The sequence below is a fragment of the Micromonospora sp. IBHARD003 genome (genome assembly GCF_056106285.1).
Window position 1 is genome coordinate 2,369,675 of record NZ_JBWBBX010000001.1, and the last position, 25,749, is coordinate 2,395,423.

At 71.8% G+C, this 25,749-nt stretch carries 21 protein-coding genes and 1 other RNA gene; 11 read left to right on the top strand and 11 right to left on the bottom strand.

What is annotated here, in order from left to right; genetic code table 11:
* The first annotated feature begins 133 nt into the window (after positions 1–133).
* On the top strand, positions 134–1,003 hold the full coding sequence (gene ddaH, locus ACTWOL_RS10500; protein WP_474296346.1) for a dimethylargininase: 870 nt from the start codon (positions 134–136) through the stop codon (positions 1,001–1,003).
* 104 nt (positions 1,004–1,107) lie between these two features.
* Here ddaH and ACTWOL_RS10505 read toward each other — a convergent pair whose 3' ends face one another.
* The 3 genes from ACTWOL_RS10505 to ACTWOL_RS10515 form a co-directional block, all read right to left on the bottom strand.
* Entirely contained in the window at positions 1,108–2,115 is a 1,008-nt protein-coding gene (locus tag ACTWOL_RS10505; RefSeq protein WP_474296347.1) for a small ribosomal subunit Rsm22 family protein, read from the bottom strand.
* A 275-nt stretch (positions 2,116–2,390) separates the two neighbouring features.
* Entirely contained in the window at positions 2,391–3,806 is a 1,416-nt protein-coding gene (locus tag ACTWOL_RS10510) for a Bcr/CflA family multidrug efflux MFS transporter (protein ID WP_474296348.1), read from the bottom strand.
* Between the two features lie 167 nt (positions 3,807–3,973).
* Positions 3,974–5,605: an alkaline phosphatase D family protein gene (locus ACTWOL_RS10515; protein WP_474296349.1), complete on the bottom strand. Its 1,632-nt coding sequence runs from the start codon at positions 5,603–5,605 to the stop codon at positions 3,974–3,976.
* Between the two features lie 133 nt (positions 5,606–5,738).
* On the opposite strand from ACTWOL_RS10515, the gene ACTWOL_RS10520 reads away from it, so the two are divergent.
* Positions 5,739–6,506 carry an SDR family oxidoreductase gene (locus tag ACTWOL_RS10520; RefSeq protein ID WP_474296350.1) on the top strand — a complete coding sequence of 256 codons (768 nt, stop codon included), beginning with the start codon at positions 5,739–5,741 and terminating at the stop codon, positions 6,504–6,506.
* Between the two features lie 133 nt (positions 6,507–6,639).
* The gene (locus ACTWOL_RS10525; RefSeq protein WP_474296351.1) at positions 6,640–7,515 is read left to right on the top strand and encodes a PhzF family phenazine biosynthesis protein; all 876 of its coding nucleotides are present in this window, start codon (positions 6,640–6,642) and stop codon (positions 7,513–7,515) included.
* A gap of 80 nt (positions 7,516–7,595) precedes the next feature.
* On the opposite strand, the gene ACTWOL_RS10530 is transcribed toward ACTWOL_RS10525, so the two are convergent.
* Together ACTWOL_RS10530 and ACTWOL_RS10535 are read right to left on the bottom strand one after the other, a co-directional pair.
* On the bottom strand, positions 7,596–7,919 hold the full coding sequence (locus ACTWOL_RS10530; RefSeq protein ID WP_474296352.1) for a nuclear transport factor 2 family protein: 324 nt from the start codon (positions 7,917–7,919) through the stop codon (positions 7,596–7,598).
* A gap of 174 nt (positions 7,920–8,093) precedes the next feature.
* On the bottom strand, positions 8,094–9,104 hold the full coding sequence (locus ACTWOL_RS10535) for a hypothetical protein (protein ID WP_474296353.1): 1,011 nt from the start codon (positions 9,102–9,104) through the stop codon (positions 8,094–8,096).
* A gap of 201 nt (positions 9,105–9,305) precedes the next feature.
* Here ACTWOL_RS10535 and ACTWOL_RS10540 point away from each other — a divergent pair, with 201 nt between their 5' ends.
* Entirely contained in the window at positions 9,306–10,574 is a 1,269-nt protein-coding gene (locus ACTWOL_RS10540; protein WP_474296354.1) for an RICIN domain-containing protein, read from the top strand.
* A 211-nt stretch (positions 10,575–10,785) separates the two neighbouring features.
* Here ACTWOL_RS10540 and ACTWOL_RS10545 read toward each other — a convergent pair whose 3' ends face one another.
* Positions 10,786–11,439, bottom strand: a complete 654-nt coding sequence (locus tag ACTWOL_RS10545; RefSeq protein ID WP_474296355.1) for an O-methyltransferase — start codon at positions 11,437–11,439, stop codon at positions 10,786–10,788.
* Between the two features lie 82 nt (positions 11,440–11,521).
* Here ACTWOL_RS10545 and ACTWOL_RS10550 point away from each other — a divergent pair, with 82 nt between their 5' ends.
* From ACTWOL_RS10550 to ACTWOL_RS10560, 3 genes are all read left to right on the top strand, one after another.
* The gene (locus ACTWOL_RS10550; RefSeq protein ID WP_474296356.1) at positions 11,522–12,172 is read left to right on the top strand and encodes a TetR/AcrR family transcriptional regulator; all 651 of its coding nucleotides are present in this window, start codon (positions 11,522–11,524) and stop codon (positions 12,170–12,172) included.
* Between the two features lie 228 nt (positions 12,173–12,400).
* Positions 12,401–12,868: a hypothetical protein gene (locus ACTWOL_RS10555; protein WP_474296357.1), complete on the top strand. Its 468-nt coding sequence runs from the start codon at positions 12,401–12,403 to the stop codon at positions 12,866–12,868.
* Positions 12,869–13,116: 248 nt separating this feature from the next.
* The gene (locus tag ACTWOL_RS10560; protein WP_474296358.1) at positions 13,117–15,000 is read left to right on the top strand and encodes a glycoside hydrolase family 15 protein; all 1,884 of its coding nucleotides are present in this window, start codon (positions 13,117–13,119) and stop codon (positions 14,998–15,000) included.
* Positions 15,001–15,108: 108 nt separating this feature from the next.
* Here the strand turns inward: ACTWOL_RS10560 and ACTWOL_RS10565 are convergent, their stop codons facing one another.
* The 3 genes from ACTWOL_RS10565 to ACTWOL_RS10575 form a co-directional block, all read right to left on the bottom strand.
* The gene (locus ACTWOL_RS10565) at positions 15,109–15,474 is read right to left on the bottom strand and encodes a hypothetical protein (RefSeq protein WP_474296359.1); all 366 of its coding nucleotides are present in this window, start codon (positions 15,472–15,474) and stop codon (positions 15,109–15,111) included.
* Between the two features lie 149 nt (positions 15,475–15,623).
* Positions 15,624–17,432 (bottom strand): hypothetical protein, encoded by a 1,809-nt coding sequence (locus tag ACTWOL_RS10570; protein WP_474296360.1) that lies wholly within the window; start codon positions 17,430–17,432, stop codon positions 15,624–15,626.
* Positions 17,433–17,500: 68 nt separating this feature from the next.
* Positions 17,501–18,034 (bottom strand): hypothetical protein, encoded by a 534-nt coding sequence (locus ACTWOL_RS10575; protein WP_474296361.1) that lies wholly within the window; start codon positions 18,032–18,034, stop codon positions 17,501–17,503.
* Between the two features lie 163 nt (positions 18,035–18,197).
* On the opposite strand from ACTWOL_RS10575, the gene ACTWOL_RS10580 reads away from it, so the two are divergent.
* On the top strand, positions 18,198–21,251 hold the full coding sequence (locus tag ACTWOL_RS10580; RefSeq protein ID WP_474301137.1) for an AfsR/SARP family transcriptional regulator: 3,054 nt from the start codon (positions 18,198–18,200) through the stop codon (positions 21,249–21,251).
* Between the two features lie 67 nt (positions 21,252–21,318).
* Here ACTWOL_RS10580 and rnpB read toward each other — a convergent pair.
* Together rnpB and ACTWOL_RS10590 are read right to left on the bottom strand one after the other, a co-directional pair.
* Positions 21,319–21,721, bottom strand: an RNA gene (rnpB, locus tag ACTWOL_RS10585) — RNase P RNA component class A.
* Positions 21,722–21,771: 50 nt separating this feature from the next.
* Complete coding sequence (locus tag ACTWOL_RS10590; protein ID WP_474296362.1) at positions 21,772–22,350, bottom strand: Uma2 family endonuclease; 579 nt, start codon at positions 22,348–22,350, stop codon at positions 21,772–21,774.
* Positions 22,351–22,523: 173 nt separating this feature from the next.
* Here ACTWOL_RS10590 and ACTWOL_RS10595 point away from each other — a divergent pair, with 173 nt between their 5' ends.
* The 3 genes from ACTWOL_RS10595 to yaaA all read left to right on the top strand — a co-directional run bounded on the left by ACTWOL_RS10595 (position 22,524) and on the right by yaaA (position 24,980).
* A complete protein-coding gene (locus ACTWOL_RS10595; protein ID WP_474296363.1) occupies positions 22,524–23,303 on the top strand; it encodes a MerR family transcriptional regulator in 780 nt (259 codons plus the stop codon).
* Positions 23,300–24,118: a hypothetical protein gene (locus ACTWOL_RS10600; protein WP_474296364.1), complete on the top strand. Its 819-nt coding sequence runs from the start codon at positions 23,300–23,302 to the stop codon at positions 24,116–24,118. Before ACTWOL_RS10595 ends, ACTWOL_RS10600 begins: the two co-directional genes overlap by 4 nt.
* A 73-nt stretch (positions 24,119–24,191) precedes the next feature.
* Entirely contained in the window at positions 24,192–24,980 is a 789-nt protein-coding gene (gene yaaA / locus ACTWOL_RS10605; RefSeq protein ID WP_474296365.1) for a peroxide stress protein YaaA, read from the top strand.
* Positions 24,981–25,749: the final 769 nt, after the last annotated feature.

Genomic DNA, 25,749 nt, shown 5'->3' on the forward strand with positions numbered 1-25,749 from the left:
GGCGGCAACCTACCATGCAGCGAAACGCAACGTTTCGTCTCGACACCTTCCCCGTTTCGTCTTGCCGCAGTTCAGCCATACATGTGATGAACCACCCGTTCGGATCACGCGGAAAGCCCCCGAACGGCGCACCATGGCTGCACGCACAACCGTGCGTCGCTGCACTGACGCTCGTGAGGAGCCTGCATTGCCTCGTGACGCAAGATCCCGCCGCTACCTGATGTGCCCACCCACGCACTTCGAGGTGACGTACTCCATCAACCCATGGATGGATCCCGGGAAGCCCGTTGACCTGCCATTGGCACTGGCCCAGTGGGAAGACCTCCGCGACCGATACCTCACGCTCGGCCACACCGTGGAACTGCTGGAACCGCGCTCCGATCTGCCCGACATGGTGTACGCCGCGAACGGTGCGACCGTCGTGGACGGGCGGGTGCTCGGCGCGCGCTTCGCCCACCGGGAACGGGAGGCGGAGGCGGAAGCACATCTGGAGTGGTTCCGCGCGCACGGCTTCACCGAGATCCACGAGCCGGCGCACATCAACGAGGGCGAGGGCGACTTCGCCGTCACCTCGACCTTCGTCCTCGCGGGCCGGGGCTTCCGGTCGAGCCCGCTGTCGCACAACGAGGCCCAGGAGTTCCTCGGCAGGCCGGTGATCGGACTCGACCTGGTGGACCCGCGGTACTACCACCTGGATACGGCGCTGTGCGTCCTGGACGACGAGGCCGACGAGATCATGTACTACCCCGGTGCCTTCTCGCCGGGCAGCCGCGCGGTCCTCGCCCGTCTCTTCCCCGACGCTCTGATCGCCCGTGAGGCGGACGCGGCGGCGCTGGGCCTCAACGCGGTGAGCGACGGCCGGCACGTGGTCCTCCCGCAGGCCGCGACGGGACTGTTCGAACCGCTGCGGGCGCGGGGCTTCGAGCCGGTGGGAGCGGATCTGGGTGAGCTGCTGAAGGGCGGGGGCAGCGTGAAGTGCTGTACGCAGGAGCTGCGCGCCTGACGGTCCGCGCCACGGGTGCCGTGGCCGACGGCCCTGCCGTCAGGCGGCCGGGTCCTGTCGGGGGTGCGGGTGCGAGGCGCCCCGTGCCCCCGGTCCCACCGGGATCACTCGGGGGGCCATCCCGCGCCCCACCCCGTGTCGCGGGCCGCACGGTAGAGGTCGCCGTGGCGCTTGGTGACCGTGGTGCGGTGGAGGGTCTCGTCCCGCGAGCACAGGTCCAGGAGGACCTGGCCCTTGCGGATCTGTGGCCTGCGGACCACCCGGGACTCGGCCGGGTCCGCCGGGAGGCGCGTGGCGGCGACATAGCTGAACTTCTCGTCCTCGTACGCCAGTGAGCCGCCCTTGACCTGGCGGTGCAGCGACGAGCGGCTGACGCGGGCCGCGAAGTGGCACCAGTCGGTGCCCGCGACGATCGGGCAGGCCGCGCTGTGCGGGCAGGGTGCCGCGACCCTCAGCCCCGCCGCGATCAGACGGTCGCGAGCCTCGATGACGCGGGCGTAGCCGTCGGGAGTGCCCGGCTCGACGATCAGGACCGTCTGCCCCGCGGCGGCGGCCTGTTCCACGACCCGCGCGCGGTCCTTCTCGGTGAGCTCCTTCAGCACGTACGAGACCGTGATCAGGTCCACCGGCTCCAGGTCCATCGCCGCGCCGATCCTCGCCCGGCGCCACTGCGCGCCGCGCAGCGCCGCGGAGTCCGAGACGGCCGCCAGCTCACGCCCGAGGGCCAGTGCGGGCTCCGCCCAGTCGAGGACCGTGGTGCGGTGGGCGCTCTCCGGCCAGGCATCGGCGACGGCCCAGCTCGCCGCACCCGTACCGCCGCCGATGTCGGTGTGGGTGGCGGGCGTGAAGCCGGGGGCCGCGGCGCGGAACGCGGCGAGGGCGGACCGTACCGCCTCGAAGGTCGCGGGCATGCGGTACGCGGCGTAGGCGGCGACGTCCGCACGGTCCCGGAGCACCGGGGCGTCCGTCGGCGTCTCCCCCCGGTAGCTGGCGATCAGCCGGTCCACGGCCTGGGCGACCCTGCCCTGCGGCAGGCCCTCGAGAAGGTCCCCGAGGGCGGCGGTGAGGCGGGCCCGGGGCGCTGCGGAAGGAGCGGGCGGAGTGGCGTTCACCGGCGAATTCTAAGGCTGTCCCGCAACACCCGGCAGACCAGCGCGCGGCGTCAGATGCGGTGCATCGCAAGGCGGTGGGGGTACCCCCGGCCGGAGGCTGGGGGAGGTCGCCCCAATACTGGACGTATTGGGGTGATTCGACAACGCAGCGTGGGGGTACCTCCCAGCGGTAGCTGGGGGAGTGCCGTAGCTGTCGTCGCGCGCCTGGCGGGTATTGCGGGACAGCCCTTGGTGCCGCGTCACAGCCCCGTCGTCACCCGAGGGGCGGCCCGGCCTCACGCGGGGGCCGGCTCAGCGCCCGGCTCCGGATCGGCGACCCGTTGACCGGACGCCTCCGCGTCCGGTGCGTCACCCGTCCCCTTGCCGCCGCGCCCCGGTCGGCACAGGGCCACGAAGCACGCCAGCGCGCCGGACGCGCAGACCAGTTGCACCACCGCCATCGGCACCGCGGTCCCCTCCCCCGCGATCCCGACGAGCGGGGAGGCGACCGCGCCGATCAGGAACGCGGACGTGCCGAGCAGGGCGGACGCCGAACCGGCCGCGTGCGGGGTGCGCATCAGGGCCAGGGCGTTGGTGTTCGGCAGGACGAGACCCATCGCGGACATCAGCACGAACAGACCGGCGGCGATCGGTGCGAGCCCCACGTCGCCGAACACCCCCGAGGTCATCAGCAGCAGCGCGACCGCCGCGACGGCGATGACGGTGAGGCCCGTGCCGAGCACCTTGTTCAGGCTGACCCGGCCCACCAGCAGCTTGCCGTTGATCTGACCCGCCGCGACAAGGCCCACCGAGTTGAGCCCGAAGAGCAGGCTGAAGGTCTGCGGCGACGCCCCGTAGATCTCCTGGATCACGAACGGAGACGCGGATATGTAGGCGAAGAGCGTGGCGAAGGCGAGCCCGCCCGCCAGCGCGTAGCCGGTGAAGGCACGGTCGGCGAGGAGACCGCGCATGGTGCGCAGGGCCTCGCCCATGCCACCGCTGTGCCGTCGCTCCGGCGGCAGTGTTTCGTGCAGGCACTTCGCGGCGACGAGCGTGAGCAGCAGACCGACCGCGGCGAGGACGTAGAAGACGCCGCGCCAGTCGGTGACACGGAGGATCTGACCGCCGATAAGGGGCGCGATGATCGGGGCCATCCCCGAGACGAGCATCAGCGTCGAGAAGAAGCGGGCCATCTCCACACCGTCGTAGAGATCGCGGACGACGGCCCGCGCGATGACGATGCCGGCGGCCCCGGCCAGGCCCTGGAGCAGCCGGAACGCGATCAGCATCTCGGCGCCGGATGCCAGCGCGCAGACGGCGGTGGCGACGACGTAGACGACCATGCCGGTCAGCAGCGGACGGCGGCGGCCCCACTTGTCGCTCATGGGGCCGACGACGAGCTGGCCGAGGGCCATACCTGCGAGGCAGGCCGTGAGGGTGAGCTGGATCGTCGCGGCCGGTGCGTTCAGTGCGCCGGTGACCTCCGGCAGCGCCGGGAGGTACATGTCCATGGAGAGCGGGGGCAGCGCGGTGAGGCCCCCGAGCACCAGGATGACGAGGAAGCCTGCCCGCCGGGCGGCGGCCGCGGCGATGACGGGAGCCTGCGCGGCGCTCGCCCGCCGTCCTTCGCCGGGGTGGCCCTGGGCCGGACTTTCCGGTGCGGGGTGTCCTTGTGCGGGCTGTCCTTGGTTGGTCGGGCCGCTCTCCGGCATCAACAGCTCCTGTCCCTGAAGTCGCCCCTATGTTCTCAGCTCGTCCGAGGATACGAACCGGGGCGGCCGGCGCACGGGCGGGTGCCCAGCAGCGGGCGGCCGTCGGCGTCCGGGTCCGGGCACGCGTTCGCGCGCCCGGACCGGGCGCGAACCGCAGGCACCCCGGCTCAGGCGGGTCTGAGTCCGGGGTCGCCGGCTTCGGTGACGAAGGACGCGGCCGTGGTGACCGGGGCTCCGGGGGTGGTCACGGCGGACACGGTCCGGAAGTCGGCGCGGGCCTGCCGGTCGGTGAGCGCGACCGTCACATAGCCGCGGCGGCCGTTGTAGAACTTCAGATGAGGATTGGCCTGGGTGAGGTCGTTCCAGTTCGCGGGCCTGTCCGCACCGTCCTTGCCGCTGCTGATCGAGGTGGCGACGATCTCGGTGCCGACGGTGCGGGAGCCCGGGTCGTCGAAGTCCCGCTTGAGGTCGAAGGCGTAGCCGACGTGGACGTCGCCGGTGAGGACGACGAGGTTCTCGATTCCCGCGGCCCCGGCGCCGTCCAGGATCCGCTTGCGGGACGCCGGATAGCCGTCCCAGGCGTCCATGGACAGCTTGAAGTCGGGCCGGGGGACGTTGCGCCGCCGGGCGAAGGTGACCTGCTGCGGGACGACGTTCCAGAGCGCGTCCGAAGCCCGCCAGCCGTCGAGCAGCCAGCGCTCCTGCGCCGCGCCCGTCATGGTGCGCGACGGGTCATCGGACTCCGGCCCCGGCTTCTGCCATCCGTCGCCGTACGCCTGGTCGGAGCGGTACTGGCGGGTGTCGAGGACGTCGAACTGGGCGAGCCGGCCGAACCGGAGGCGGCGGTAGAGCCGCATGTCAGGACCGGAAGGCCGCTGGGGCCCGCGCAGAGGCTGGTTCTCCCAGTAGGCGCGGTAGGCCGCCGCGCGGCGCAGCAGGAACTCCTCGGGCGGTACGTCGTTCTCGGGGATGTCGTCCGCGTAGTTGTTCTCGGTCTCGTGGTCGTCCCAGGTGACGACGAACGGATGCGCGGCGTGCGCGGCGGCCAGGTCCGGGTCGCTGCGGTAGAGCGCGTAGCGCAGCCGGTAGTCCTCGAGGGTGACGGTCTCCCGGTTGAAGTGCGCGGGCAGCCGTCGGTCCGTGTGGTTGCGGGCTCCGCCGACGGCGTCGACGGCGTACTCGTAGAGGTAGTCGCCGAGGTGGAAGACGACGTCGAGGTCCTCCTGGGCGAGGTGCCGGTAGGCGGTGAACCAGCCGTCGTGGTAGGCCTGGCAGGAGACGGCGGCGAGCTTCAGTGCGGATATCCGCGTACCGGGGCGGGGCGCCGTGCGGGTCCGGCCGGTGGGGCTGATCCAGCCGCCGGCGCGGAAGCGGTAGTGGTAGACGCGATCCGCGTCGAGGCCCGTGACCTCGGCGTGGACGCTGTGGTCGAACTCGGGGTGGGCGGTCGCCTTTCCGCGTCCGGCGATACGGGTGAAGCGGTCGTCGTGGGCGAGTTCCCACGTCACCCGGACACGGGACCGGGGCAGTCCGCCACCGGGCTCGTACGGACGGGGCGCCAGCCGGGTCCACAGCAGTACGGAGCCGGGCATCGGGTCCCCGGACGCCACACCGAGGGTGAACGGGTCCTCGGCCAACTTCCCCGCGTCGAGTTCGGCGGCGCTCGCGGTACCGGCCGTCGGGACGTTGACGGCGAACGCGAGGGCTCCGGCGGCGGCCGTGACGGTGAGGAAGCGGCGGCGGTCCAAGTGGCGGGCAGCGGCGCGGAGTTCTGCCGAATGCTGGTGTACGAGTGTCATGTACCCCTCCCATAACGGCTGTTGTCAGTCCTATGGGAGCGGGGGGCTTCATCCCTGGGCTGTCGGGTACACAACATCCGCGTGTCGGGTGGATGAGAACCGTGCGCGCGTACCTGCCGTACGCTGCGGGCCCATGAAGGCTGTACGGAGAAGTGCCGTGGTCACGGGGGCGGGTTCGGGTATCGGCCGCGGTGTTGCGCTGGCCCTGGCGGAGTCGGGCTGGTCGGTCGCGCTGGCCGGACGGCGGCCGGAGCCCTTGGAGGAGACGGCGGCGACGGCCGTGTCCCGGTCGGAAACGGCCGACGTGCTGTGCGTACCGACAGACGTCACCTCACCGGACGCCGTCACCGCCCTGTTCGCCGCGGCCCGCGAGCGGTTCGGCGGTGTGGGTCTGCTCTTCAACAACGCGGGCACGTCCGGCTCGCGCGGCGTGCCGGTCGAGGAGCTCTCCCACGAGGCGTGGCAGTCGGTCGTGGACACCAATCTGACCGGCGCGTTCCTGTGCGCACAGGCCGCGTTCCGCGTCATGAAGGAGCAGGACCCCCAGGGCGGCCGCATCATCAACAACGGGTCCGTCTCCGCCCATGTGCCCCGGCCCCTGTCGGTCGCGTACACCGCGACCAAGCACGCGATCACGGGTCTGACGAAGTCGCTGTCCCTGGACGGACGCCCCTACCGGATCGCCTGCGGCCAGATCGACATCGGCAACGCGGCGACCGATATGACGGAAAGCATGCGGACCGGAATCCTCCAGGCCGACGGCCGCACGGCCGCCGAACCCGTGATGGACGTGGCCGACGTGGCACGGACCGTGCGCCATATGGCCGAGTTGCCACTGGAGGCGAACGTGCAGTTCGCGACGGTCATGGCGACGGCGATGCCGTACATCGGCCGCGGCTGACCCGCTGACCGGCGGATGTGACGGCCGGCCGGACCGGCGACCGCGCCACCGGCGCACGAGGCGCTGCACCCGGCGCGGGAAGAGCCGGGGAGCGCACGGGAAGATCCACGGAGCGCGCGGTGTTGCTGCGGACATGGTGAAGAGTGATCACGACCCCGAGGTACTGCGCTACACCGCGTTCTCCGGCGATCCCGAGGGAGGCAATCCCGCGGGTGTCGTACTGGACGCCGCCGGACTGGACGACGAGGCGATGCTGCGGATCGCCGCCGGGCTCGGCTATTCGGAGTCCGCGTTCCTGACCCCGCCGCCCGCCGGGCTCGCCGGGGACGAAGGGCGGGCGTACACCATCCGCTACTTCAGCCCCAAGGCCGAAGTACCGTTCTGCGGCCATGCGACCGTCGCCACGGCCATCGCGCTGGCCGAGCGCACCGGGCCGGGTGAGCTGGTCTTCGCGACGCGTGCCGGGACCGTCCCGGTGTCGGTGTCCGAGGAGGGCGGAGCGCTGCTGGCCACGCTCACCAGTGTCGAACCGCATGTCGAGGACGTCGCGCACGACGACCTCGTCGAGGCACTGGCCGCGCTCGACTGGCCGGAATCCGAACTGGACCCGGCCCTTGTCCCCCGTATCGCCTTCGCCGGCGCCCGTCATCTCGTCATCGCGGCGGCGACCCGTGCCCGGCTGGCCGATCTCGCCTATGACTTCAGCCGCCTCGAGACCTTGATGCACCGCCTGGACCTGACCACCGTGCAGTTGGTGTGGCGGGAGTCCGCCACCGTGTTCCACGTCCGCGACCCGTTCCCGGTCGGCGGCGTCGTCGAGGACCCTGCGACCGGCGCGGCCGCCGCGGCCTTCGGTGCGTACGCCCGCGAGCTGGGCCTGGTCCCGGGGGACGCCGTCCTGACCCTCCACCAGGGCGAGGACCTCGGACGACCGGGGCGGCTCACCGTGACCCTGCGCGAGGGTGATCCGCGCATCCGGGTCGGGGGCACGGGAGCTCGTATCGGCTGAGCCGCGAGCGCGGTGGCCCGGGTGAGGGCGGACAGACGGACCGGCCTCGGGGCGGTACGTCGATCACCTGGGGCGGAGTATCAGGCCTGTCTGGTGTCGAAGCGGGCGATCTTCCCGCGATCGACGGTGAACGCCCAGGTGGTCCGCATCTCACCCCAGGTCTCGTTGCGGTACCTGGCGACGAGCGCACGCCCGTCGTCCGACTGGGACTCGACCTCCATGTGCCCGCGCGAGGAGAAGATCTCCTTGTCGGTCCAATCGGCGAGATCATGGTCCGAACCCTCGTCGGACATCGTCGCGTCCGGTGCCAGCACCGCCATGAACGCGTCGCGGTCACCGGAGTTGACCGCCTCGACGAAGGCACGTACGGCCGGGTCCGTGAGCTGGTCCACGGAGATGGTCATGGGCGCTCCTCTGGTGCCGGGAGGCAGAGAACGCACTACCCGTACACCGCGGAGCGCCCCGTCACGGGGACCTTGACCCACCCGTGGCGCGTCACCGTCACCGTCACCAGGGCCCGTGCCACCAGCGCAGAGCCTCGCCCGCCCGTCGCCCTTCCCCGGTCGTCCCCGGCGGCCTCACCCCTCCTTGGCGGGCGCCACCTTCGCGAACCAGCCCTCCGCCTCGTCCGCCCCGAGGACCCGCTCCAGCACCAGGTCCCCGTGCATTCCGGGGAAGAAGCGCCCGGCGGGCCAGCTGCGCTCGTACGGCGGAGGGTCGAGCACCAGCAGCCGGACACCGTCCACGACCGGGACGTCGGACGGGGTTCCCTCGTTCCATATCCAGGCGCCGTCCGCCCCGACGAGGTTGAACGCCCCGGTCGTCCCCACCTGGCCCTCGGTGTCCCGGCACACGGCGATCTCCTCGGCCGACGGCGGCTCACCGGGCACATGGCGGCCGATGAGCGCGCCCGCGAGGAGCGTGTGGAGCTGGAAGTTGTCGGCGATACCGGTCGCGCGCACCGCGTATCCGGTGCCGGTCTCCCGGTGGAGCACGACGAACGGCTCGTCGTCCAGCACCCGTAGCGCATAGGCCAGGCACGTGAACGCGTGCTCCGAGGCCGCGGACACCCGCTCGACGAGGGCGAGCAGCTCGTCCTTGCCCTCGAAGGAGCGACGCACCGCCTTCGTGTTGAGCATGGCGAGACCCGCCATCTCCCACTGCTGCAGCGAGAGCCAGCCGATCGCGGGCTCGATCCCGGTCCGCTCGACGATCTCGTCGGTCAGCTCGGCGTCCGGTTCGGGCAGTTCCTCGTCCCCCGCCTCGCTCCACCGCTCGCAGAAGGTCTCCGCCGCGGCGAACGCCTCCCGCGCCCCGGCGAGCACATCCGGCGCACACGCCACGGCGTCGGCGCCCTGCTCGACGCAGGCCCCCGCCATCACCGCGACGATCGCCCTGGGGCCGGGCGGGACCTCGGGGAGCAGCCCCGCCAGCCGGGGTCCCGCCTCGCGGTACTCATCCGCTCCGGCATCGCCGTACGTCTCGTGGAGCTGTGCGAACGCCTGCTCCGACCCCTCCACGTCCTGTGTGCGTACGGCTGCCTCAAAGGCGGCCACCGCGTCCAGGAACGCCTTCCGTGCGATTGTCATTCGCGCACCCTACCGGTGTCGTGCCGCGCCCGGCGCGCGTGAGGCGGACCGGCAGACGGACCGGCGGACGGGCAGACGGACGGGAGCCGGACGACGAGACTGGCCGGGAAACACAACACCGGTGAACCCAACCGGAGTTGCGGTCGTGTGAGCCGCTGAGCACGATGCACGCATCCCCAACAAGCCAACGACGGAGTACGGATGCCACCTGAGAACAAGGGAGCCCCGCCGGCTGCCGCATCGTCCGCCGCCACCAGTCCTGGTGCGCCCAAGGTGCGCCAGGCAGTCGCGTTGCCCGGGGCAGCCATGGACGCGGGGGCAGACCTCGCCCCCGCCGCCGGGCGGGAACACCCCGCTGCCGGAAGTGCCGCCGCATCCGCGGCCACCAGTGCCCCCGCCGCCGGTCCGGCGCGCGGGGTTTCGTCGCAGGAGACGGACCCGGCCACGAGCACGGGTGCGATCGGAGCCGCCGAGGAGACGACAGGGGGCGGGGCCACGGCTGAGGGCGAGGGAGCCGGTCCGCCCGAGCAGACCTTGGTGACGGCCCCGGGCAGCGCGGAGCGGACCGGATCGTTCACCGCCGCAAGACCGGCCACCGTTTCCGGAGCGGGTCCCGATTCCGGAGCGGGTCCGGTTCCGGGATCCGGCGCCGCCGCCGAAGGCGCCGCCCCGCAGGCCGTCTCCGGGTCACCGGGAGGCCCGTCGTCCAGTGCCACGGCGACAGAGCCCGAGCCGGGGCGCCCCAAGAAGCCGATACTGGCGGCCGCGCTGATAGTCGGCGCCCTGCTGAGCACGGTCCCGCTCGTGCTCCTGGCACGTGACCGCGAGGCATCACCGGCGACGACCGCCACGGCCGCGGAGCCGTCCGACGGCACGGTGCTCGGGGCCGGGGCGCCCTCCCCTCCGGGCACGTACACCGCCAAGACCCCGCCGCTGAAGGGCACTCCGTCGGTATCCGCCTCCGGGTCGGAAAAGAAGGGCTCACCGAGCGGAGCCGGCGCTCCGGCGGGCACTTCGTCGAGCACCCCCTCCAGCGAGCCCAAGAAGGAGACACCGGTCAAGAAAAGTGCGCCCGCCAAGCGCGCACCGGCGGTCGGTAGCGCCTTGGTCAGCCAGCAGTCCGGCAAGTGCCTGAGCGCGGGCAAGGCCGCCGACGGTACCCCACTGCGGCTGGCGACCTGCAACGGCTCGGACGAGCAGCGCTGGGACTTCCGGTCGGACGGCACCATCCGGTCGAAGGGGCTGTGCATGGCCGTGGCCCGGGGTTCGACGGCCGATGGGACGGCGATCCAGGCGGCCCGGTGCAACGGCGCCCAGGCACAGCAGTTCTACCTGAACAGGACCGAGGATCTGGTGTCGCGGCTGGTCACGAAATGCGTGGACATCTTCAATCTGGGGACGCAGGACGGCACCCCGGCCATTCTGTGGCCGTGCCACGGCGGCCCCAACCAGACGTGGTACCGGAAGTGAGGACGGAGAACCCCACAGGCGATGCCGCCCGCACAGCCGCGTCGCCGTAGTGCCGACCGCACCGCGAGCACGGCTCTCCCCACACCTCACACGCACTGGTACCTGTGAGCCCTCCGTGAGAGGGGCGGACAGGTCATACGAAGGGGCCCGCGGGACATCGTCCCGCGGGCCCCTGTGCGATCGCGCGGATCCACCCGTCAGGGCCGGACACCTACAGCCGGCAGCTGATCTCCATGCCGTCCTCGACGGGGAACGTCACGCTCTGGTAGCCGTTCCCGGGGGCGCGCACGTAGTCGAGATAGGGCTGCAGACCGCTCATGCCGATGTCGTCGGCGATGACCAGCGAGCCGGGCCGCAGGCGTGATTCGAGCAGACGCAGTACGGGCAGGCACAGCTCCTTCCAGCCGTCGAGCAGGACGAGGTCCAGCGGGCCCTCGACGTCCGCGAGCGTGTCCCGCGCGTCCCCCTCGAACACGGTGATCACATCGTTCAGACCGGTCTCGGCGAAGGTGCGGCGGGCTGCATCGATCTTGGCCGTGCTCAGTTCCGTCGTGATGACACGTCCCGCGCCGTTGTCGCGCACGGCGGCGGCCAGATACAGCGTGGAGATCCCGAAGGACATGCCGAACTCGATGACCTTCGCCGGCCGTACGGCCCGGACCAGGTTGTACAGCAGCTGTCCGCCCGCGGCGGAGATCGGCATATAGACCCCGGCCGCGGCATCGGCCTGTTCCTGAGGCGTCGCGAAGCCGGCCCACCGTGCGGCCAGCCCGGCCGCGGCGTCTTCGTCGTGTGCGGCCAGCGCGAACATCCGGCTGAGAGCGAGCTCGACCCGTGGGTCGGCGAGCGTATGGGTGATCGTCATGGAGCTAGAGTAGACGCAACGTTGCGTTAAATCTAGAGCGGCTAACCTGAGGAAGATCCGGGAGGGAGGAGGAGGCGACGACATGGGACCAGCGACGACGCGAGCCGCCGAGGAGGGCGGCACCGACGACGCGAGCACCACCGGCCGGCCTGCGCGGGCACACCACGGCAACCGGCACGGACGCAGCGAAAAGGCCCGCCAGGCGGTTCTGGAGGCAGCCGACGACCTGCTCGTGGAGAAGGGCTTCGCCGGCGTGACCATGGAGAGCATCGCCGCGCGGGCCGGTGTCGCCAAACAGACCATCTACCGCTGGTGGAACAGCAAGACGGACGTCCTCGTGGACGCCTTCCTGCAGGACTCGACCAAGGACCTGCTCCCGGCCGATCACGGCGACCTCGCACTCGACCTGCGTGCCTATCTGCGCCGGCTCGCCCTGTTCCTCGGCCGGTCCGACTCCGGAGCCGTCTTCAGGGCGCTGATCGCACAGGCGCAGCACGATCCGGAGTTCGCCGCGAGGTTCCGTGCCCTGTACGTCGACGAGCAGCGCGGCCGCGACCGTCTGCCCCTGGAACGCGCCGCGCAGCGCGGCGAATTGCCAGCCGGACTCGATGTGGCGGCCGAGGCCGAGCGGCTCGTGGGGCCCCTCTACTACCGCGTCCTGGTCACGAACGAGCCGCTCGACGAGGAATTCACGGACGGACTCGTCGACACGTTCCTCCGCCGTATCCGCTGACGGTACGCCGGTGACCGGCGCCGTGCCGGTGGCCTGATCCGGCCGCGCCCGTCCGGGCGTTCTGTCAACGGCCTTGCGTTCTCACGGGGTTCCTGCCGCAATGGCAGCGTCACTGACTGCCTCCTGACCCCCCACCGCGCCCCGTTCCGTACCCCCGGAGCGCGACGAGCAGACAGCGGCACGTCGGCGACGCCAGCCCGTGACCCCCACACACGAAGGCGGGACCCCATGAAGAAGTACGGCACGCTCGGCACCGGCGCCCTCCTCCTCGCCGCGATGGCCACCGGCACGCTGGGCCTGGCCCCGGCAGCCGATGCGGTCGAGCCCACGACGGCAACGTTGTCGTTCGACTGCGGTTCGTTCGGCTCCGGCCAGGCGACCCTCACGGCGACCCAGGACGGCACCGCCGCCACCATCGACCTCTCCACCTCCGCCATCACCACTCCCATCCCCATCGACGCGAACGCGGTCACGTCGACCCTCACCCTGACCAAGAACGGCAGCGGCACCACGGAGTTCACCGGCAATGCCAACCCCGCGATCCCGGCGGGCAGCCCGGTCTCCACAGGACCGCTGAGCGGCACGGTCGCCGCGGGCGACAGCCTCGAGGCGAAATCACTCACGGTCGTCGTCTTCGGCATCACGGCGACCTGCAACGCCACGTCGGCGCAGAACCCCGGACCGTTCGTCTTCTGATGTGACGCCGCTCGTCGGCTGAGACCCGTCCGCTGACGCTTCTCCGCCGACGCCCGTCCTCCGGCACGCGCCCGCCGAGACCCGTCCGCCGAAGCGCGGGCCACGTCGGCCGTGGCTCGCGTCCCCGGGGCGGTGCCGCTCCGTCCTCCAGCGGCACCGCCCCACCGCCGTACCGCGCCGTACCGCCGTACCGGCCTACTATGAAATGCGGGGGTTCGGGGCGTATGCCGCCAGGCGGAGGAGGACCCGTGACTGCTGAGGCCGGACCCGCGACCGCCCGCACGGATGCCGTCGGAGAATCCCCCGGCCCGGCCCGCTCCCCGGGACGGACGGGCTCCCCCCGCTATCTGCCGATCTCCGAGCACGGACTGATCGGGGATCTCCGCAGCGCCGCTCTGGTGGGCACCAACGGCACCATCGACTGGTACTGCTGCAGCCGCTTCGACGCGCCCAGCGTCTTCGCCTCGATCCTCGACGCCGAGCGGGGCGGCAGCTTCGAGCTCGCCCCGGACGTACCGGCCCGGACCAAGCAGTTCTACTTCCCCGACACCAATGTGCTCATCACCCGCTTCTTCGCGGAGGACGGTGTGGGCGAGGTCCAGGACTTCATGCCGATCACCGACGACTGCGTCGAGTCCGACCGGCACCGGCTCATCCGCCGTGTGATCTGCGTCCGGGGCACACTGCCGTTCCGCGCCTATGTGGCACCCCGTTTCGGTTACGGGGCCCAGCAGCACACCGTGCGCACGGAGCGCGGCTGTCCGGTCTTCGAATCGCCCGCCTTCAGCCTGTCACTGACGTCCAGCGTGCCCGTGGAAAGCGACGGCCGCGATGTGTGGTCGCTGTTCAAGCTGCGCGAGGGCGACACCGCGGTCTTCGCACTCGACCGGGTCGGCGGCGAGGTGGAGCCGCGCGGCTGCCCCGTCGCCGAGGCGGAGATGCTGTTCGAGGCCACGGTCCGGTACTGGAGGAAGTGGCTGTCGAAATCCCGCTACCGCGGACGCTGGCGCGAGATGGTGCACCGCTCGGCGCTGACGCTCAAACTGCTCACCTACGCGCCGACCGGCGCCATCGTGGCCGCACCGACCACCAGCCTGCCCGAGCAGATCGGCGGCGAGCGGAACTGGGACTACCGCTACGTCTGGATCCGCGACGCGGCCTTCTGCGTGTACGCGATGCTGCGGCTCGGCTTCACCGACGAGGCCCGGGCTTTCATGCGCTTCATCACCGACCACGTCTGCGTCTCGTGCTCCAGCACGGGTCCCCTGCAGATCATGTACGGGGTCGACGGCCGCAGGGAGCTGCCCGAGATGGAGGTGCCGCATCTGGAGGGCTATCTGTGCTCCGCCCCCGTGCGCATCGGAAACAGCGCCGTCGACCAGCTGCAGCTGGACATCTACGGAGCGCTCCTCGACTCGATCTATCTCTACGACAAGTGGGGTGAGCCGATCTCCAGCGCCCAGTGGGACACCGTCTGCGAGCTCGTCGACTGGGTCTGCGAGAACTGGAACCAGCCCGACGAGGGCGTCTGGGAAACCCGCGGCGGGCGCAAGAACTTCCTCTACTCGCGGCTGATGTGCTGGGTGGCGATCGAACGGGCCATGCGGATCGCCCGGCGCAGGGGCCTGCCCGCCGACATGGCCCGCTGGGGCGGGGAGCGCGATCGGATCTACCGTCAGATCATGGAGCGCGGCTGGTCTCCCGAGCGCAAGGCGTTCGTCCAGCACCAGGACGACGACGTCCTCGACGCCGCCATCCTCATGATGCCGCTCACCAAGTTCATCTCCCCGACCGACCCGAAGTGGCTCTCCACCCTGGACGCCCTGGGCGACGAACTGGTCTCGGACTCCCTGGTCTACCGCTACGACCCGCAGGCCAGCCCGGACGGCCTGCGCGGCGCTGAGGGCACGTTCTCGATCTGCTCGTTCTGGTACGTCGAGGCACTCACCCGCGCCGGCCGGCTGGACGAGGCACGGCTGGCCTTCGAGAAGATGCTGACCTACGCCAACCATCTCGGCCTGTACGCCGAGGAGATCGGCCGCACGGGCGAGCAGAACGGCAACTTCCCCCAGGCGTTCACCCACCTCGCCCTGATCAGCGCGGCGTTCAACCTGGACAAGGCACTGGGCTGAGGCCACCGCGATACCGCGCAGGCGCCCCACCGGGGACCGGTGGGGCGCCTGCGCGTCAACGGCAGAATCCCGGCGACGATCTGCATGACCTACGACGATCTGGATGACCTATGCGAGCGGGGCCTTCCAGATCTCCGCGTCACGCGACAGGGAAATCGACCACACATCCCCTTGCCCCGGAATTCCCGGCCCGTTCGGACGATCGCCCATCACATGAATGAGCGCGCTGGATTCGGGAATCCAGAACCTCCTGTACCAGGACCCCGTGACATCGTCGATCGCCTCCACTGCGAAGCCGACCTCGAGGACGGACTGCCTCAATTCCGCGAAGGGAACCCGATCCTGGAAGGGTCCGTACGCATGCACCAGCGGATCAGGAATCACATCCCCGTGCGGCAGCGGCAGCCGGTGCACCTGAATGCTGATTCCCGTGCACTCCCAGGAGTCCTCGACACGCAGGAACGACAGTTCCACGAGACCGTAGTCCCGGCGCATACGACCACGACGCACGTCGTCGACACAGTCGCTCCCGAGAGCCTGCTCCCATCGAGCAGGGCCCGACCCCAGCCCCACCCCGTGCACCCGGCCCGTCACGGAGACGTCGTGGAAGAAGCTCGGACCGGTCACCCCATCTTCTCCAATGCCTTGATGAGGAAGTGCATCTCGGCCGCCCGGTTGGACTGCATACCGAACTCTCCGGCATTCATGCTGGCGCGAGCGGACTTGGCCTTGTCGATGATATCGGCCCTCAGCCTCGGGTTCGAACGGATCTCGTCCAGAACCTTCTGGACCTCTTTCGGGCTCGCCGTCCCGGTCCGAAGGCGAATGGCTTCGGCGCTGATCCCGCCCTGACCGTTCGGAAAGATCCTCACCTCGTTCTTTCCGATGTGGACATGGGCCCCCTTGGTACCCCAGTCCTGGTACGCGACGGACGCGTGGATGCATCCGCTGGAATTGTGCACCAGAAGTGGCGTCTCGCCGGCCGGCACATAGGAGGAGTGGAATCCGCCGACCGTGAGGTCGTGCGTACGCTGCCGGCCGTGCTGGTCGCGGACCGCGGTCACCGGGACGTTCACGCCTGTGGGGCCGCGCAGTTCGTCGCTGATGGCCCGGTGGGTTCCGTCGCCGCGGAGGTCCGTGCGAAGCCCCCTGGTGCCGGGCGGGAAGCTGTGGGGCTTCGCGCAGTCCGCGGCGCTCCGTTCCCGCCGGACCCCGTCGACGAGCCGGCCCACCTCGACCGCGGCCAGAGCGCGGGCGTCGATCAGGGTGGCGGCCCGCAGCGGGATGCTGTAGCGGACCGGACGGCCGCCGCCGGCCCGGGACTGGGCCTCGGCCTGGGCCTTGTATCTGGCGGCGACCGAGGCATAGACCGGACCGGCGCCCGGATTGGAGCAGCTCAACGAGCCGGAGACCCTGTTGCCGGTGACGGGGAAGGTGCCGCGTGGGCTGGTGCACCGCCCGGCGGCCTGTCCCCCGATGGAGAAGTCCGCGCTCAGGACCGCGGTCACCACGCCCTTGGTGACACGCCCCCTGGCCCTGCTGGACACCTCCCCGGTGAACCTCTGGTCGGCGGAGCAGCCCGACGCGCTGCAGTTCATGTGCCCCGAGCCGTCGAGCGTGAAGTTGATGCCGTGGTCGGTCGCGTCCTTGAGCTGCCCGGTCCGTTCCAGCAGCGTGTCGTACATCGCGCCGACGGCGTCACCCGCGACCGGGTTGAGGTCCATCCCTTCGGAGCCGCCCCCCGCCAGCGGCCCCGTGGTCACCCGGGGGACCCCCGCCGGGGCCTCACCGGCCCGGATCCTGTCGACCGTCTCGGACAGGTCGTAGGGCTCCAGGCGCAGTACCCGGTTCGGCTCCTGCTTGGTCACCAGCAGCCGGCCCGCCGGGGTGTCGACCTCGAGCGCGGGCGTTCCCGCGACGCTCACGGGGCGCTGCCGGGAGCCGTCCGACGCCGGCGCCCCCGCCACCTGGTCCAGGGCCTTCGACAGCACGTGCGCCAGCCTTGACGGGCTCGGCATACGGTTCAGCGTGTCGCCCAGCAGCCGGGAGCCGTCGTCCAGCCCGGCCATCCACTCACTGGGGACGTCCGTGCCGGGCTTGGCATCCGTGCCGGGAGCCGGGTCCACCCGCCACCGCGTGAAGGTCCTGCCGCCGACGTGGAGGACGTCCCGGCTGTGCTTCGCGTTGCCGGAGCCGGTGCTGCCGAACCGGCTCCCGCCCGAGGTGACGGTGATCTCGCTCTCCGTGATCCCCGCGAGCGAGGTGTCCCGGTAGCGCAGCCCCGGGGCCTGGGCCAGCGCGTCGACGGCCTGCTCGAACGGCTTCAGGTCCCGCCTGGCCGCCTTCGCACCGGCCCCGGGGTCGTCGTCCCAGGCCAGCAGCCCGGCCACCACCGCCAGGACCAGCGCACCGATCCCACCGAAGAGCAGCATGCGCCGATGTCCGGTCAACTCCCGTAACCACGGCGTCCGGATCGTCCCCGTCAGCCGGATCGCCCCCATCAGTCGGCCTGTACGAAGCTGAGCAGCACACCGGTGCCGAGCCACGGCTCGACCCCGCAGCACTTCCAGCCCGAGCTCTCGACAGCCCTGATCGCTTCGTCGACGCCGCGGTCCACCCGCCTGACGGCCCGTTTCCCGTACACCGGCCGGTTGAGGTAGAGCTGCACCGTGTGCGTCACCTCCCCCGCTTCCCGCGCCCTGCGGGCCTCTCGGGCGAGACCCCAGAGGTGGCGCCGTTTCATGCTCGTCATCCGGTACCTCCGTGTGGTGTCGGCGGGCGGGACCCGTGTCAGGTCCTCCCACTCGGCGTGATCGGCGACCGCGCACACCGCCGCGTTCCGGCTGGGCAGGTCGGTGGCGACCAGGGCCTGGCGGCCGTCGTGCCGCCTCGCCCAGGCACTCCACGCGCCCGCGTCGCCCTCGACCCGGCCGACGACCGGGCCGCCGGTGACGCGGATCCGGCAGCTGCCGTCGTCCCGGCCGTACAGAACGAGGCCGCAGCGGCCCAGGAGCAGCGCAACCTCAGGGGTCATGCCGCCTCCACGGGTCGGGCGCGCGCGGCGCCGGTCGCAGGGGACGGTGCCCGGTGCCGTCCCCCGTACGGCACCGCGACGACCGCGCCCCTGCGCTGACTTGTCTGACTTGCCAACCGTGGAGCGCGCCGCTGCAATAGCGATGAAATCCTGATGATCCGTGATGACCCTGGGGGCCCGGATGGCAGTGAGGGCACCGGCGGACCTGCGCCTCGCGTTACTCGGCCCCGTACAGGCATGGCGAGGCGACGGGGAGACGCCGATCGGCCCGGCCCGCCGGCAGGCGGTGCTGGCGGCGCTGGTGCTCCGCGGCGGCCGGCTGGTCAGCCATGAACAGCTGATCGACGGGGTGTGGGGCGAGCAGCCGCCGCCGACGGGACGGCGGGTCCTGCCCAGTTATGTGTACGCGCTGCGGCGTGCCCTGGACCTTCCGGGCGCGGGTCAGGGCGCCTCGGTGATCCGGGGCGGCCCTGGCGGCTACCGGTTCGCCGCGCCGGTCCGTCTCGACACGGCACACCTCACCGAACTCTCCCTCGAGGCGGGCCGGTTACTGGAGGCCGGTGATGCCCCGGACGCCCTGGCCGCGGCCGAGCAGGGCCTGCGCCTGTTCCGCGGGGAACCCCTGGCGGGGCTGCCCGGTCCGTACGCGCTCGGGGAGCGGCAGCGGCTGCTGCTCGAACGCCGGTCCTTGCAGCAGCAACGGCTGGAGTGTCTGCTGCGGCTCGGCCGCGGCGGCGAGGTCCTCGCGGAACTGGCCTCCCCGGAAGCCGCCCATCCGCTGGACGAGACCGTACTGGGCCTGAGGATCCGGGCGTTGTACGGCACGGGCCGGCAGGGCGAGGCACTCGCCGCCTACGAGGCTCTGCGGCGGCGGCTGCGGGAGGAGCTGGGGGTCGCGCCGTCCGCGGCACTGCGGGATCTGCACGCGGCGGTGCTCCGGCACGACGACACGGCGGTCCTCGGCCGCTCGACTGCCGCCGGCGGGTCCGTCCTCCCGGCCGCACCGGCCCCGGGAGCCCTCTCGGCAGCAGCCCCGCGGCGTCCCCAGCCGTCACGGGTGCCGGCGGCACGGGCCCGGCCCCCGCGCACGGTCAACGAACTCCCAGGCAACGCCGGCAAGTTGATCGGCCGCGCCGCGGAGGTCGCCGCCCTCACCGCGCCCGGCCCCGACGACGCCGTCACCGTCGCCACCGTGGACGGCCCGGCCGGGGTCGGGAAGACCTCGCTGCTGGTGCACGCGGCGTGGACGCTCCGGCCCCAGCACCCGGACGGCGCCCTCTTCCTCGATCTGCGTACGCACCACTCACCGGGGGGCGAGCGCCCCTCGGTGAAGCGGCTGCTCCAGCGGCTGCTGCGTACGCTCGGCACGGCAGACTCGGACGTACCCGAGGAAGGCGACGATCTGGTCGCCGCCTGGCGTGGTGCGACCAGCGGGCTGCGGCTGCTGTTCGTCCTTGACGATGTGGAGAGCGCCGCGCAGGTGCGGCCACTGCTGCCGGCCGGACCGGGCAGCCGGGTGCTGGTGGCGGGACGGCGCAGGCTCACCGGACTGGACGCGGACCGGTGCGTGACCCTGGAACCGCTGCCGACCGCCGACTCGGTCGGTCTGCTGCGCCGTCTCATCGGCGATACGCGCACCGACGCCGACCGCGAGGCGGTAACCGACCTGGCACGGCTGTGCGGGGGCCTTCCGCTGGCCCTGCGGATCGCGGGCGCGCGGCTGCAGCACCGGCCGTCGTGGTCGCCTGCCCATCTGGCGGCGCGAATGGAGCTGGAGGAGCGGCGACTGGGCGAGCTGAGTGCCGGGGACCGCAGCGTCGAGGCCGCCTTCCTCATGTCCTACGAGCAGTTGGGTGAGGACCGGCAGCGGGCGTTCCGGCTGCTCGGACACGCACCGACGCCGGAGTTCGACGCGTGGACGCCGGCGGTGATGCTCGGTGTGGGCCTCGACGAGGCGGAGACCGTACTGGAGGAGCTGTACGACGCGAGCCTGGTGCTGCAGCCGGGCCCGGGGCGGTATCGCCTCCACGACCTGGTGCGGGTGCACGCCCGGAAGCTCGCCGACGCACGCCCCGCCGAGACGGCGCGGGCCCGGGGCAGAGCCCTGCGCTTGTATGTGCAGGCGGGCACGCTCACCAGCGACGACGGCCGGGCACCAGCCGCACTCGCGACAGCGGGAACGGCAGGAACAGCCGACGGTGAACCCCCGCACTTCCGCTCCGCACGCGACGCGGCGCGCTGGCTGAAGGCGGCCGGGGCCGACCTGGCGGACCTTCCGGGGTTCGCGGCGGCGCACGGCGAGGACCCGCTGGCGGCGCGGCTGGGTGTGGCGCTGCGGGACCACTTCCTCCACCACGACCGCTACGACGAGGGCCGTACGGCGCTGACGACGGCACTGCACGCCGCCGAACGCGCCGAGGACCCTGCCCTGCGGGTCACGCTGGCGTGCTCACTCGGGCTGCTGGACTACCAGCAGGGCCGTAACGCGGAGGCCGGCGGCTGGTTCCGGCGAGCGCTGGAGTACGCCCGCGACAGCGGTGACGAGACCCTGGCCGCGCAGCCGCTGACCGGTCTGGCCGTCCAGGACTACATCCGGGGGGAGCACGACACGGTGGCGGCCACCGTGGAGAAGGTGCTGCCGGTGCTTGAACGCTCCGGCGACGCCTGGGGCATGTCGCTGGCGCTGTCGCTGCGGGCGATGAGCCGGTTCGTGCGGGGCGAAGCGGACGCGGCCCGCACCGACGCCCTTGCGGCACTCGCCTGGGCCGAGCGCAACGGCCGGCCCATCCCGATCAGCCAGCGCCTCGTGACACTCGCGGACGGGTACACCGCACTGGGCGAGCGCGCGGAGGCGCGAGCGGTGCTGCTGCGCGGCGAGGCGCTGCTGCGGGAGGCCGGCGACACGATGCTGCTGGCGCTGACACTGACCCGGCTGGGGTCGGTCGCCGCCGACCTCCCGGAGGCCGAACACCGCCATCGCCAGGCACTGGCTTTGCACGCGCGCATCTCACGGCGTTCCGAGCCCCACCGCACACGGCTCGAGATGGAGATCCGGCGCCGCCTCGGGCAGTCGTACGCGGCGGCAGGGGCGCCGTCGCAGGCCCGGCGGGAGTTCCGTGCGGCGCTGGCCGCGGAACGGGCGGGCGAACACCCCGAGCTGCGCGCGCAGTTGCGGGCTGCGCTGGCGGAGGTGGAGGCGGCGGTGGACGGGGGGTGAGCCGGTGTGTCACCGGCGGGGCAGCGGGCGCCTCCGCGAGGCCGCTGTCACCCGGCAGGCTTGGCGGCAGACGAGTCGGGCTGTACGCCGGGTTCTGTCACCCGACGACCTCGCGGTCGCCGGGGAGACGGCCATCCATCTAGGGCCGGTGTTGCCACCGGCCTCGTGCGGTCTACCCGCGGACTCGGGCGGGCAGCCCTCGATCGTCCGCGCAGGAGTGCCGAGGCGCTCCCTCTTGACCTTGCTCCGGGTGGGGTTTACCTAGCTGTCCAGGTCACCCTGGACACTGGTGGTCTCTTACACCACCGTTTCACCCTTACCGGGGACCGAGGTCCCCGGCGGTTTGCTTTCTGTGGCACTGTCCCGCGGGTCACCCCGGGTGGCCGTTAGCCACCACCCTGCCCTGTGGAGCCCGGACGTTCCTCGGGAGGCACCCCGAAGGGGCCCCACGCGGCCGTCCGCCCGGCTCGTCTGCCGTGCTGACCATGGTACCCGGCGGGTACGGGCCCGAGCGCACGCCTCAGACGAAGGCTGCGGTGTCCAGCTCGAACGCGAACGGCTCGGGAAGGGGCAGGACCTTGCCGAAGTGGACCGTGCGCCGCTGGAGGTAGTCGGCGTCCTCGGGCTCGCTGAAAAGCGTGAGCGAGGAGGCACCCCGGTCGATCAGCAGATACAGAGGAATGTCGGCCCGGGCGTAGCAGCGGCGCTTGGACTCACGGTCCGTACGTGCGCGGGTGGAGGTCACCTCTACGACCATGGCCACCCCATCGGGGGACATCCATGGCTCGGCGCCGCGGAACAGCCGCAGATCACGGGGGGCAAATGTCACGTCGGGAATGGCATGGTTCCTCGAGCTGTCGGGCGCACTCTTCAGCTTGAGACCCTTGTTCGCGGAGAACTGCATATCGGTGCGGGATTGCCGGTACACCTGGCCGACGACCAGCTCGATGTAGTCCTCGTGGTCCCCGTCCGGCGGCGGTGTCACAACGATCTCCCCCTCGATCAGCTCCGCGCGGAAGCCCTCCGGCGTGTCCAGCGCCAGGAAGCCCTCCAGCAGGACGTCCGCCTGCGTGAGCGGTTCATGCGGCATGGCAGTCATGTCGCGCTCCTTCCTCGGTCGCTCGCCAGACTGGGACATCCCTGCACCGTCCGTCCGTGAGAGGGGGCCTTTCCCCTCGATCGTGGCACACGATCACCGGCTCCGGAGGCATTCACCGGCGAGGGAACGACCGCGCTTGACCTTGCCGCAGCGTCAGGGTTTCTACTGGGGCCATGCGGATCGGAGAGATCGCCGCGCTCGTCGGGGTCACCCCGCGGGCGGTCCGGCACTACCACCATGAGGGGCTGCTGCCCGAGCCCGTGCGTAAGGCCAACGGCTACCGGGACTACTCGGTGCGTGACGCCGTGCTGCTGGCCCGTATCCGGCGGCTGACGGAGCTGGGGCTCGGGCTCGACGAGGTGCGGGACGTCCTGGCAGACGACGCCGGGCGGGAGCTGGTGGAGGTACTGGAGGAGCTGGACGACGACCTCGCCCGCCAGCAGCAGGAGCTCGGCGAGCGGCGCAGGCGGCTCGGAGCGCTGCTGGAACAGGCCCGGGCCGGAGGGCTCACGGCCGAAGGGCCCGTGTCCGCGGAGCTGTCGGCGCTGTTCCGGAGCGTGGACAGGGTCACCGCCGGGCGCCCCGCGTCCGCGATGGCCGCGAAGGACCGGGAGCTGCTCGCCCTGCTGGACACCGTCGCGCCCACCGGGGCGCGGGAGGAGCTGCTCGGCACGATGCACCGGATGACCGAGGCTCCGGGGGCTGCGGAGCGCGCGTACGAGGTGTACACGCTGCTCGACGCGCTCGCCGAAGCGGATCCGGCCGACCCCCGGGTGGAACAGGCGGCGCAGACGCTGGCCGGCCTTCTGCCCGACGAGATGGCGGCGCAGCTGCCGGACGCCGGTGCCGTACCGGACAGCGGGCTCCTGGACGCGCTCTACGCCGACTTCTCCCCGGCCCAGGCCGAGGCCGTACGCCGTGGTCTGCGCCTGGTCGTGGAGCGGGCCCGGTGAGGCGGCTGCTGCGGGCCATCGCCTATGCGGTGATACCCGGTGAACTGGTGCTGGCGGTCTGTCTGTTGGCCGGGGTCCGGCTGCCCGCGCCGCTCCTCGCCGTGGCCGAGGTGGCCGTCGTCCTGCTGCTCATGGCCGAGGCCGCCGTCTTCCTGCGGCTGCGCAGGCAGGGCCGCAGCTCCCGGGAAGCGGTCGAGGAGCTGGTGCCCCGCGCCGTGCTGCGGTTGATCGGGCACGAGCTGCGGCTGATGTGGAGCGTCGTGCTGTGGGCCGCGCGGCGGCGCGACGGCGTGGGCCCGGACGACCGGGCCTTCGGTCACGCCCGTGACGGAGCCGCGCTGCTGCTCGGCTTCGCCTTCGTCTGTGTGGTCGAGACGGCCGGGATGTCGTATCTGCTCGCCGACCTGCCCGTCGTGCATGCGATCGTGCTGGTCCTGGACGTCTACACCGTCCTCTTCGTGGTCGGTCTGCACGCGGCCTCGGCCACCCGGCCGCATGTGCTCGGCGCGGACACGCTGCGGCTGCGCCAGGCCGCCCATGTCGACGTACGGATCCCGCTGGAGAGGATCGCCGGCGTCTCGTACGAGCTCCTCTTCACCCACGACAAGAAGGAGGACGGGGTGTTCAGCCTCGCCGTCGGCTCGCAGACCTCCCTCACCCTGGAACTGTCCGAGCCCGTCACGGTCGTCGGGCTGCTCGGACGGGAGCGCCGGGTCCACACGGTGCGCTGTCACGCCGACGACGCCCGCGCGTTGCTGGCGGCCCTCAGGCAGGCGCGGGGCGCACTGTCGCCAAGCCCGGTTCCGCCTGCGTAAGCCGCGCCCGGGCCCGGCTACGCTGGCGCGGGGGCTGCACCCCCTGCCCGTACATAGCCAGAGGAGAACCGCCGTGCTTGTGCTGTTGCCGCCGTCCGAGGGCAAGGCCGCTTCCGGACGAGGTGCGCCGCTCAAGCCGGAGGCGCTGTCGCTGCCGGGGCTGGCGGAAGCCCGCTCGGCGGTGCTCGGCGAACTGGTCGAGCTGTGCCAGGCCGACGAGGACAAGGCCCGCGAGGTGCTCGGGCTCAGCGAGGGGCTGCGCGGCGAGATCGCGAAGAACGCCGCGCTGCGGACGGCCGGCGCGCGCCCGGCCGGGGAGATCTACACGGGCGTGCTGTACGACGCGCTCGGCCTCGCCACGCTCGACGCGGCGGCTCGCAGGCGGGCAAGGAAGTCACTGCTGGTCTTCTCCGGGCTGTGGGGCGCGGTCCGGATCGACGACCGCATCCCGTCGTACCGCTGCTCGATGGGGGTAAAACTGCCGGGGCTCGGAGCACTGGGCGCGTACTGGCGGAAGCCGATGGCGTCGGAGCTGCCCGAGGCCGCGGGCAACGGGCTGGTGCTGGATCTGCGCTCGTCGGCGTACACGGCGGCGTGGCGCCCCAAGGGCGAGGTCGCCGGGCGCACGGCGACCGTGCGGGTGCTGCACTCCCAGGTGGTCGGCGGAGTCGAGAAGCGGTCGGTCGTCTCCCACTTCAACAAGGCGACCAAGGGACGGATCGTACGCAGCCTGCTGGAGAACGGTGCCGCACCGAAGGGCCCGGCCGAGCTGGCGGAGGCGTTGCGGGACCTCGGGTACACGGTGGAGGCGGAGGCGGGGAAGGCGTGGGCGCTGGATGTGGTCGTGACCGAGATCCACTGATTGCGCTACGCGGGTGCGGTGACGCTGCGCTGGGCGGTTCCGGGTGGGTTGCCGCTGCCCGGGTTGGCGCCCGGTGTGTCCGTCCTCAAACGCCGGACAGGCTTGAAGGTGCGGGGCTTGCCCGGTGTTGTGTCGGTGAGGGTTGGTGCCGTTCCGGGGCTCGCGTCCTGGACGGCATGATTTACGGCGCGCTTCACCCCTGCCGTGACTGCGCCGCTCGCGTTGCGCGCCACAAATCACGCTCTAGTGTCCCGGACACGACCCCTCCACGGCCCCTGTCCCGCAGACGGGCCCCGGTCACCCTCAGGGGGCATCAAGCGCGGCCGAGCCAACCTGCCCAGTCCCGCCCCGGGGCGCCTGCCGTTGCATGGGAAGGGGGGACTCGGAGGGGTCGTGTGCAGAGACACTAAAGCTCCCCCAGACTTCGTCCGGGGGGACCCCCATTGTGTCGCGCAACGACAGCAGCGCCTACTTGGTCCGGGTGGGCGCGACGTAAATCATGCCGTCGTCGCACACGAGCCCCGCAGAGTCCCCCAACCTCACCGACACAACACCGGGCACGCCCCGCCCCCTCAAGCCCGTCCGGCATTTGAGGACGGACACACCGGCCGCGCCCACGCCGGGGAGCACACCGACACCCCACCACGGCACCGCGCAGCACACCGCACCGGGCAAGCCCCGCACACCCGCAGCCCGTCTGGGGGAGTTTGAGGACGGACACCCCGGGCGCCAAGCCGGGCAGCGGCAACCACCCCGAACCGCCCAGCGC

Bases quoted from the DNA above. Each gene is read 5' to 3' on its own strand.
- ACTWOL_RS10575 (WP_474296361.1), bottom strand. From the start codon at position 18,034: ATGACCCCTGAGGTTGCGCTGCTCCTGGGCCGCTGCGGCCTCGTTCTG.
- ACTWOL_RS10550 (WP_474296356.1), top strand. From the start codon at position 11,522: ATGGGACCAGCGACGACGCGAGCCGCCGAGGAGGGCGGCACCGACGAC.
- ACTWOL_RS10555 (WP_474296357.1), top strand. From the start codon at position 12,401: ATGAAGAAGTACGGCACGCTCGGCACCGGCGCCCTCCTCCTCGCCGCG.
- ACTWOL_RS10520 (WP_474296350.1), top strand. From the start codon at position 5,739: ATGAAGGCTGTACGGAGAAGTGCCGTGGTCACGGGGGCGGGTTCGGGT.
- ACTWOL_RS10580 (WP_474301137.1), top strand. From the start codon at position 18,198: ATGACCCTGGGGGCCCGGATGGCAGTGAGGGCACCGGCGGACCTGCGC.
- ACTWOL_RS10530 (WP_474296352.1), bottom strand. From the start codon at position 7,919: ATGACCATCTCCGTGGACCAGCTCACGGACCCGGCCGTACGTGCCTTC.
- ACTWOL_RS10510 (WP_474296348.1), bottom strand. From the start codon at position 3,806: ATGCCGGAGAGCGGCCCGACCAACCAAGGACAGCCCGCACAAGGACAC.
- ACTWOL_RS10590 (WP_474296362.1), bottom strand. From the start codon at position 22,350: ATGACTGCCATGCCGCATGAACCGCTCACGCAGGCGGACGTCCTGCTG.
- ACTWOL_RS10535 (WP_474296353.1), bottom strand. From the start codon at position 9,104: ATGACAATCGCACGGAAGGCGTTCCTGGACGCGGTGGCCGCCTTTGAG.
- ACTWOL_RS10515 (WP_474296349.1), bottom strand. From the start codon at position 5,605: ATGACACTCGTACACCAGCATTCGGCAGAACTCCGCGCCGCTGCCCGC.
- ddaH (WP_474296346.1), top strand. From the start codon at position 134: ATGGCTGCACGCACAACCGTGCGTCGCTGCACTGACGCTCGTGAGGAG.
- ACTWOL_RS10540 (WP_474296354.1), top strand. From the start codon at position 9,306: ATGCCACCTGAGAACAAGGGAGCCCCGCCGGCTGCCGCATCGTCCGCC.
- ACTWOL_RS10545 (WP_474296355.1), bottom strand. From the start codon at position 11,439: ATGACGATCACCCATACGCTCGCCGACCCACGGGTCGAGCTCGCTCTC.
- ACTWOL_RS10570 (WP_474296360.1), bottom strand. From the start codon at position 17,432: ATGCTGCTCTTCGGTGGGATCGGTGCGCTGGTCCTGGCGGTGGTGGCC.
- ACTWOL_RS10595 (WP_474296363.1), top strand. From the start codon at position 22,524: ATGCGGATCGGAGAGATCGCCGCGCTCGTCGGGGTCACCCCGCGGGCG.
- ACTWOL_RS10525 (WP_474296351.1), top strand. From the start codon at position 6,640: ATGGTGAAGAGTGATCACGACCCCGAGGTACTGCGCTACACCGCGTTC.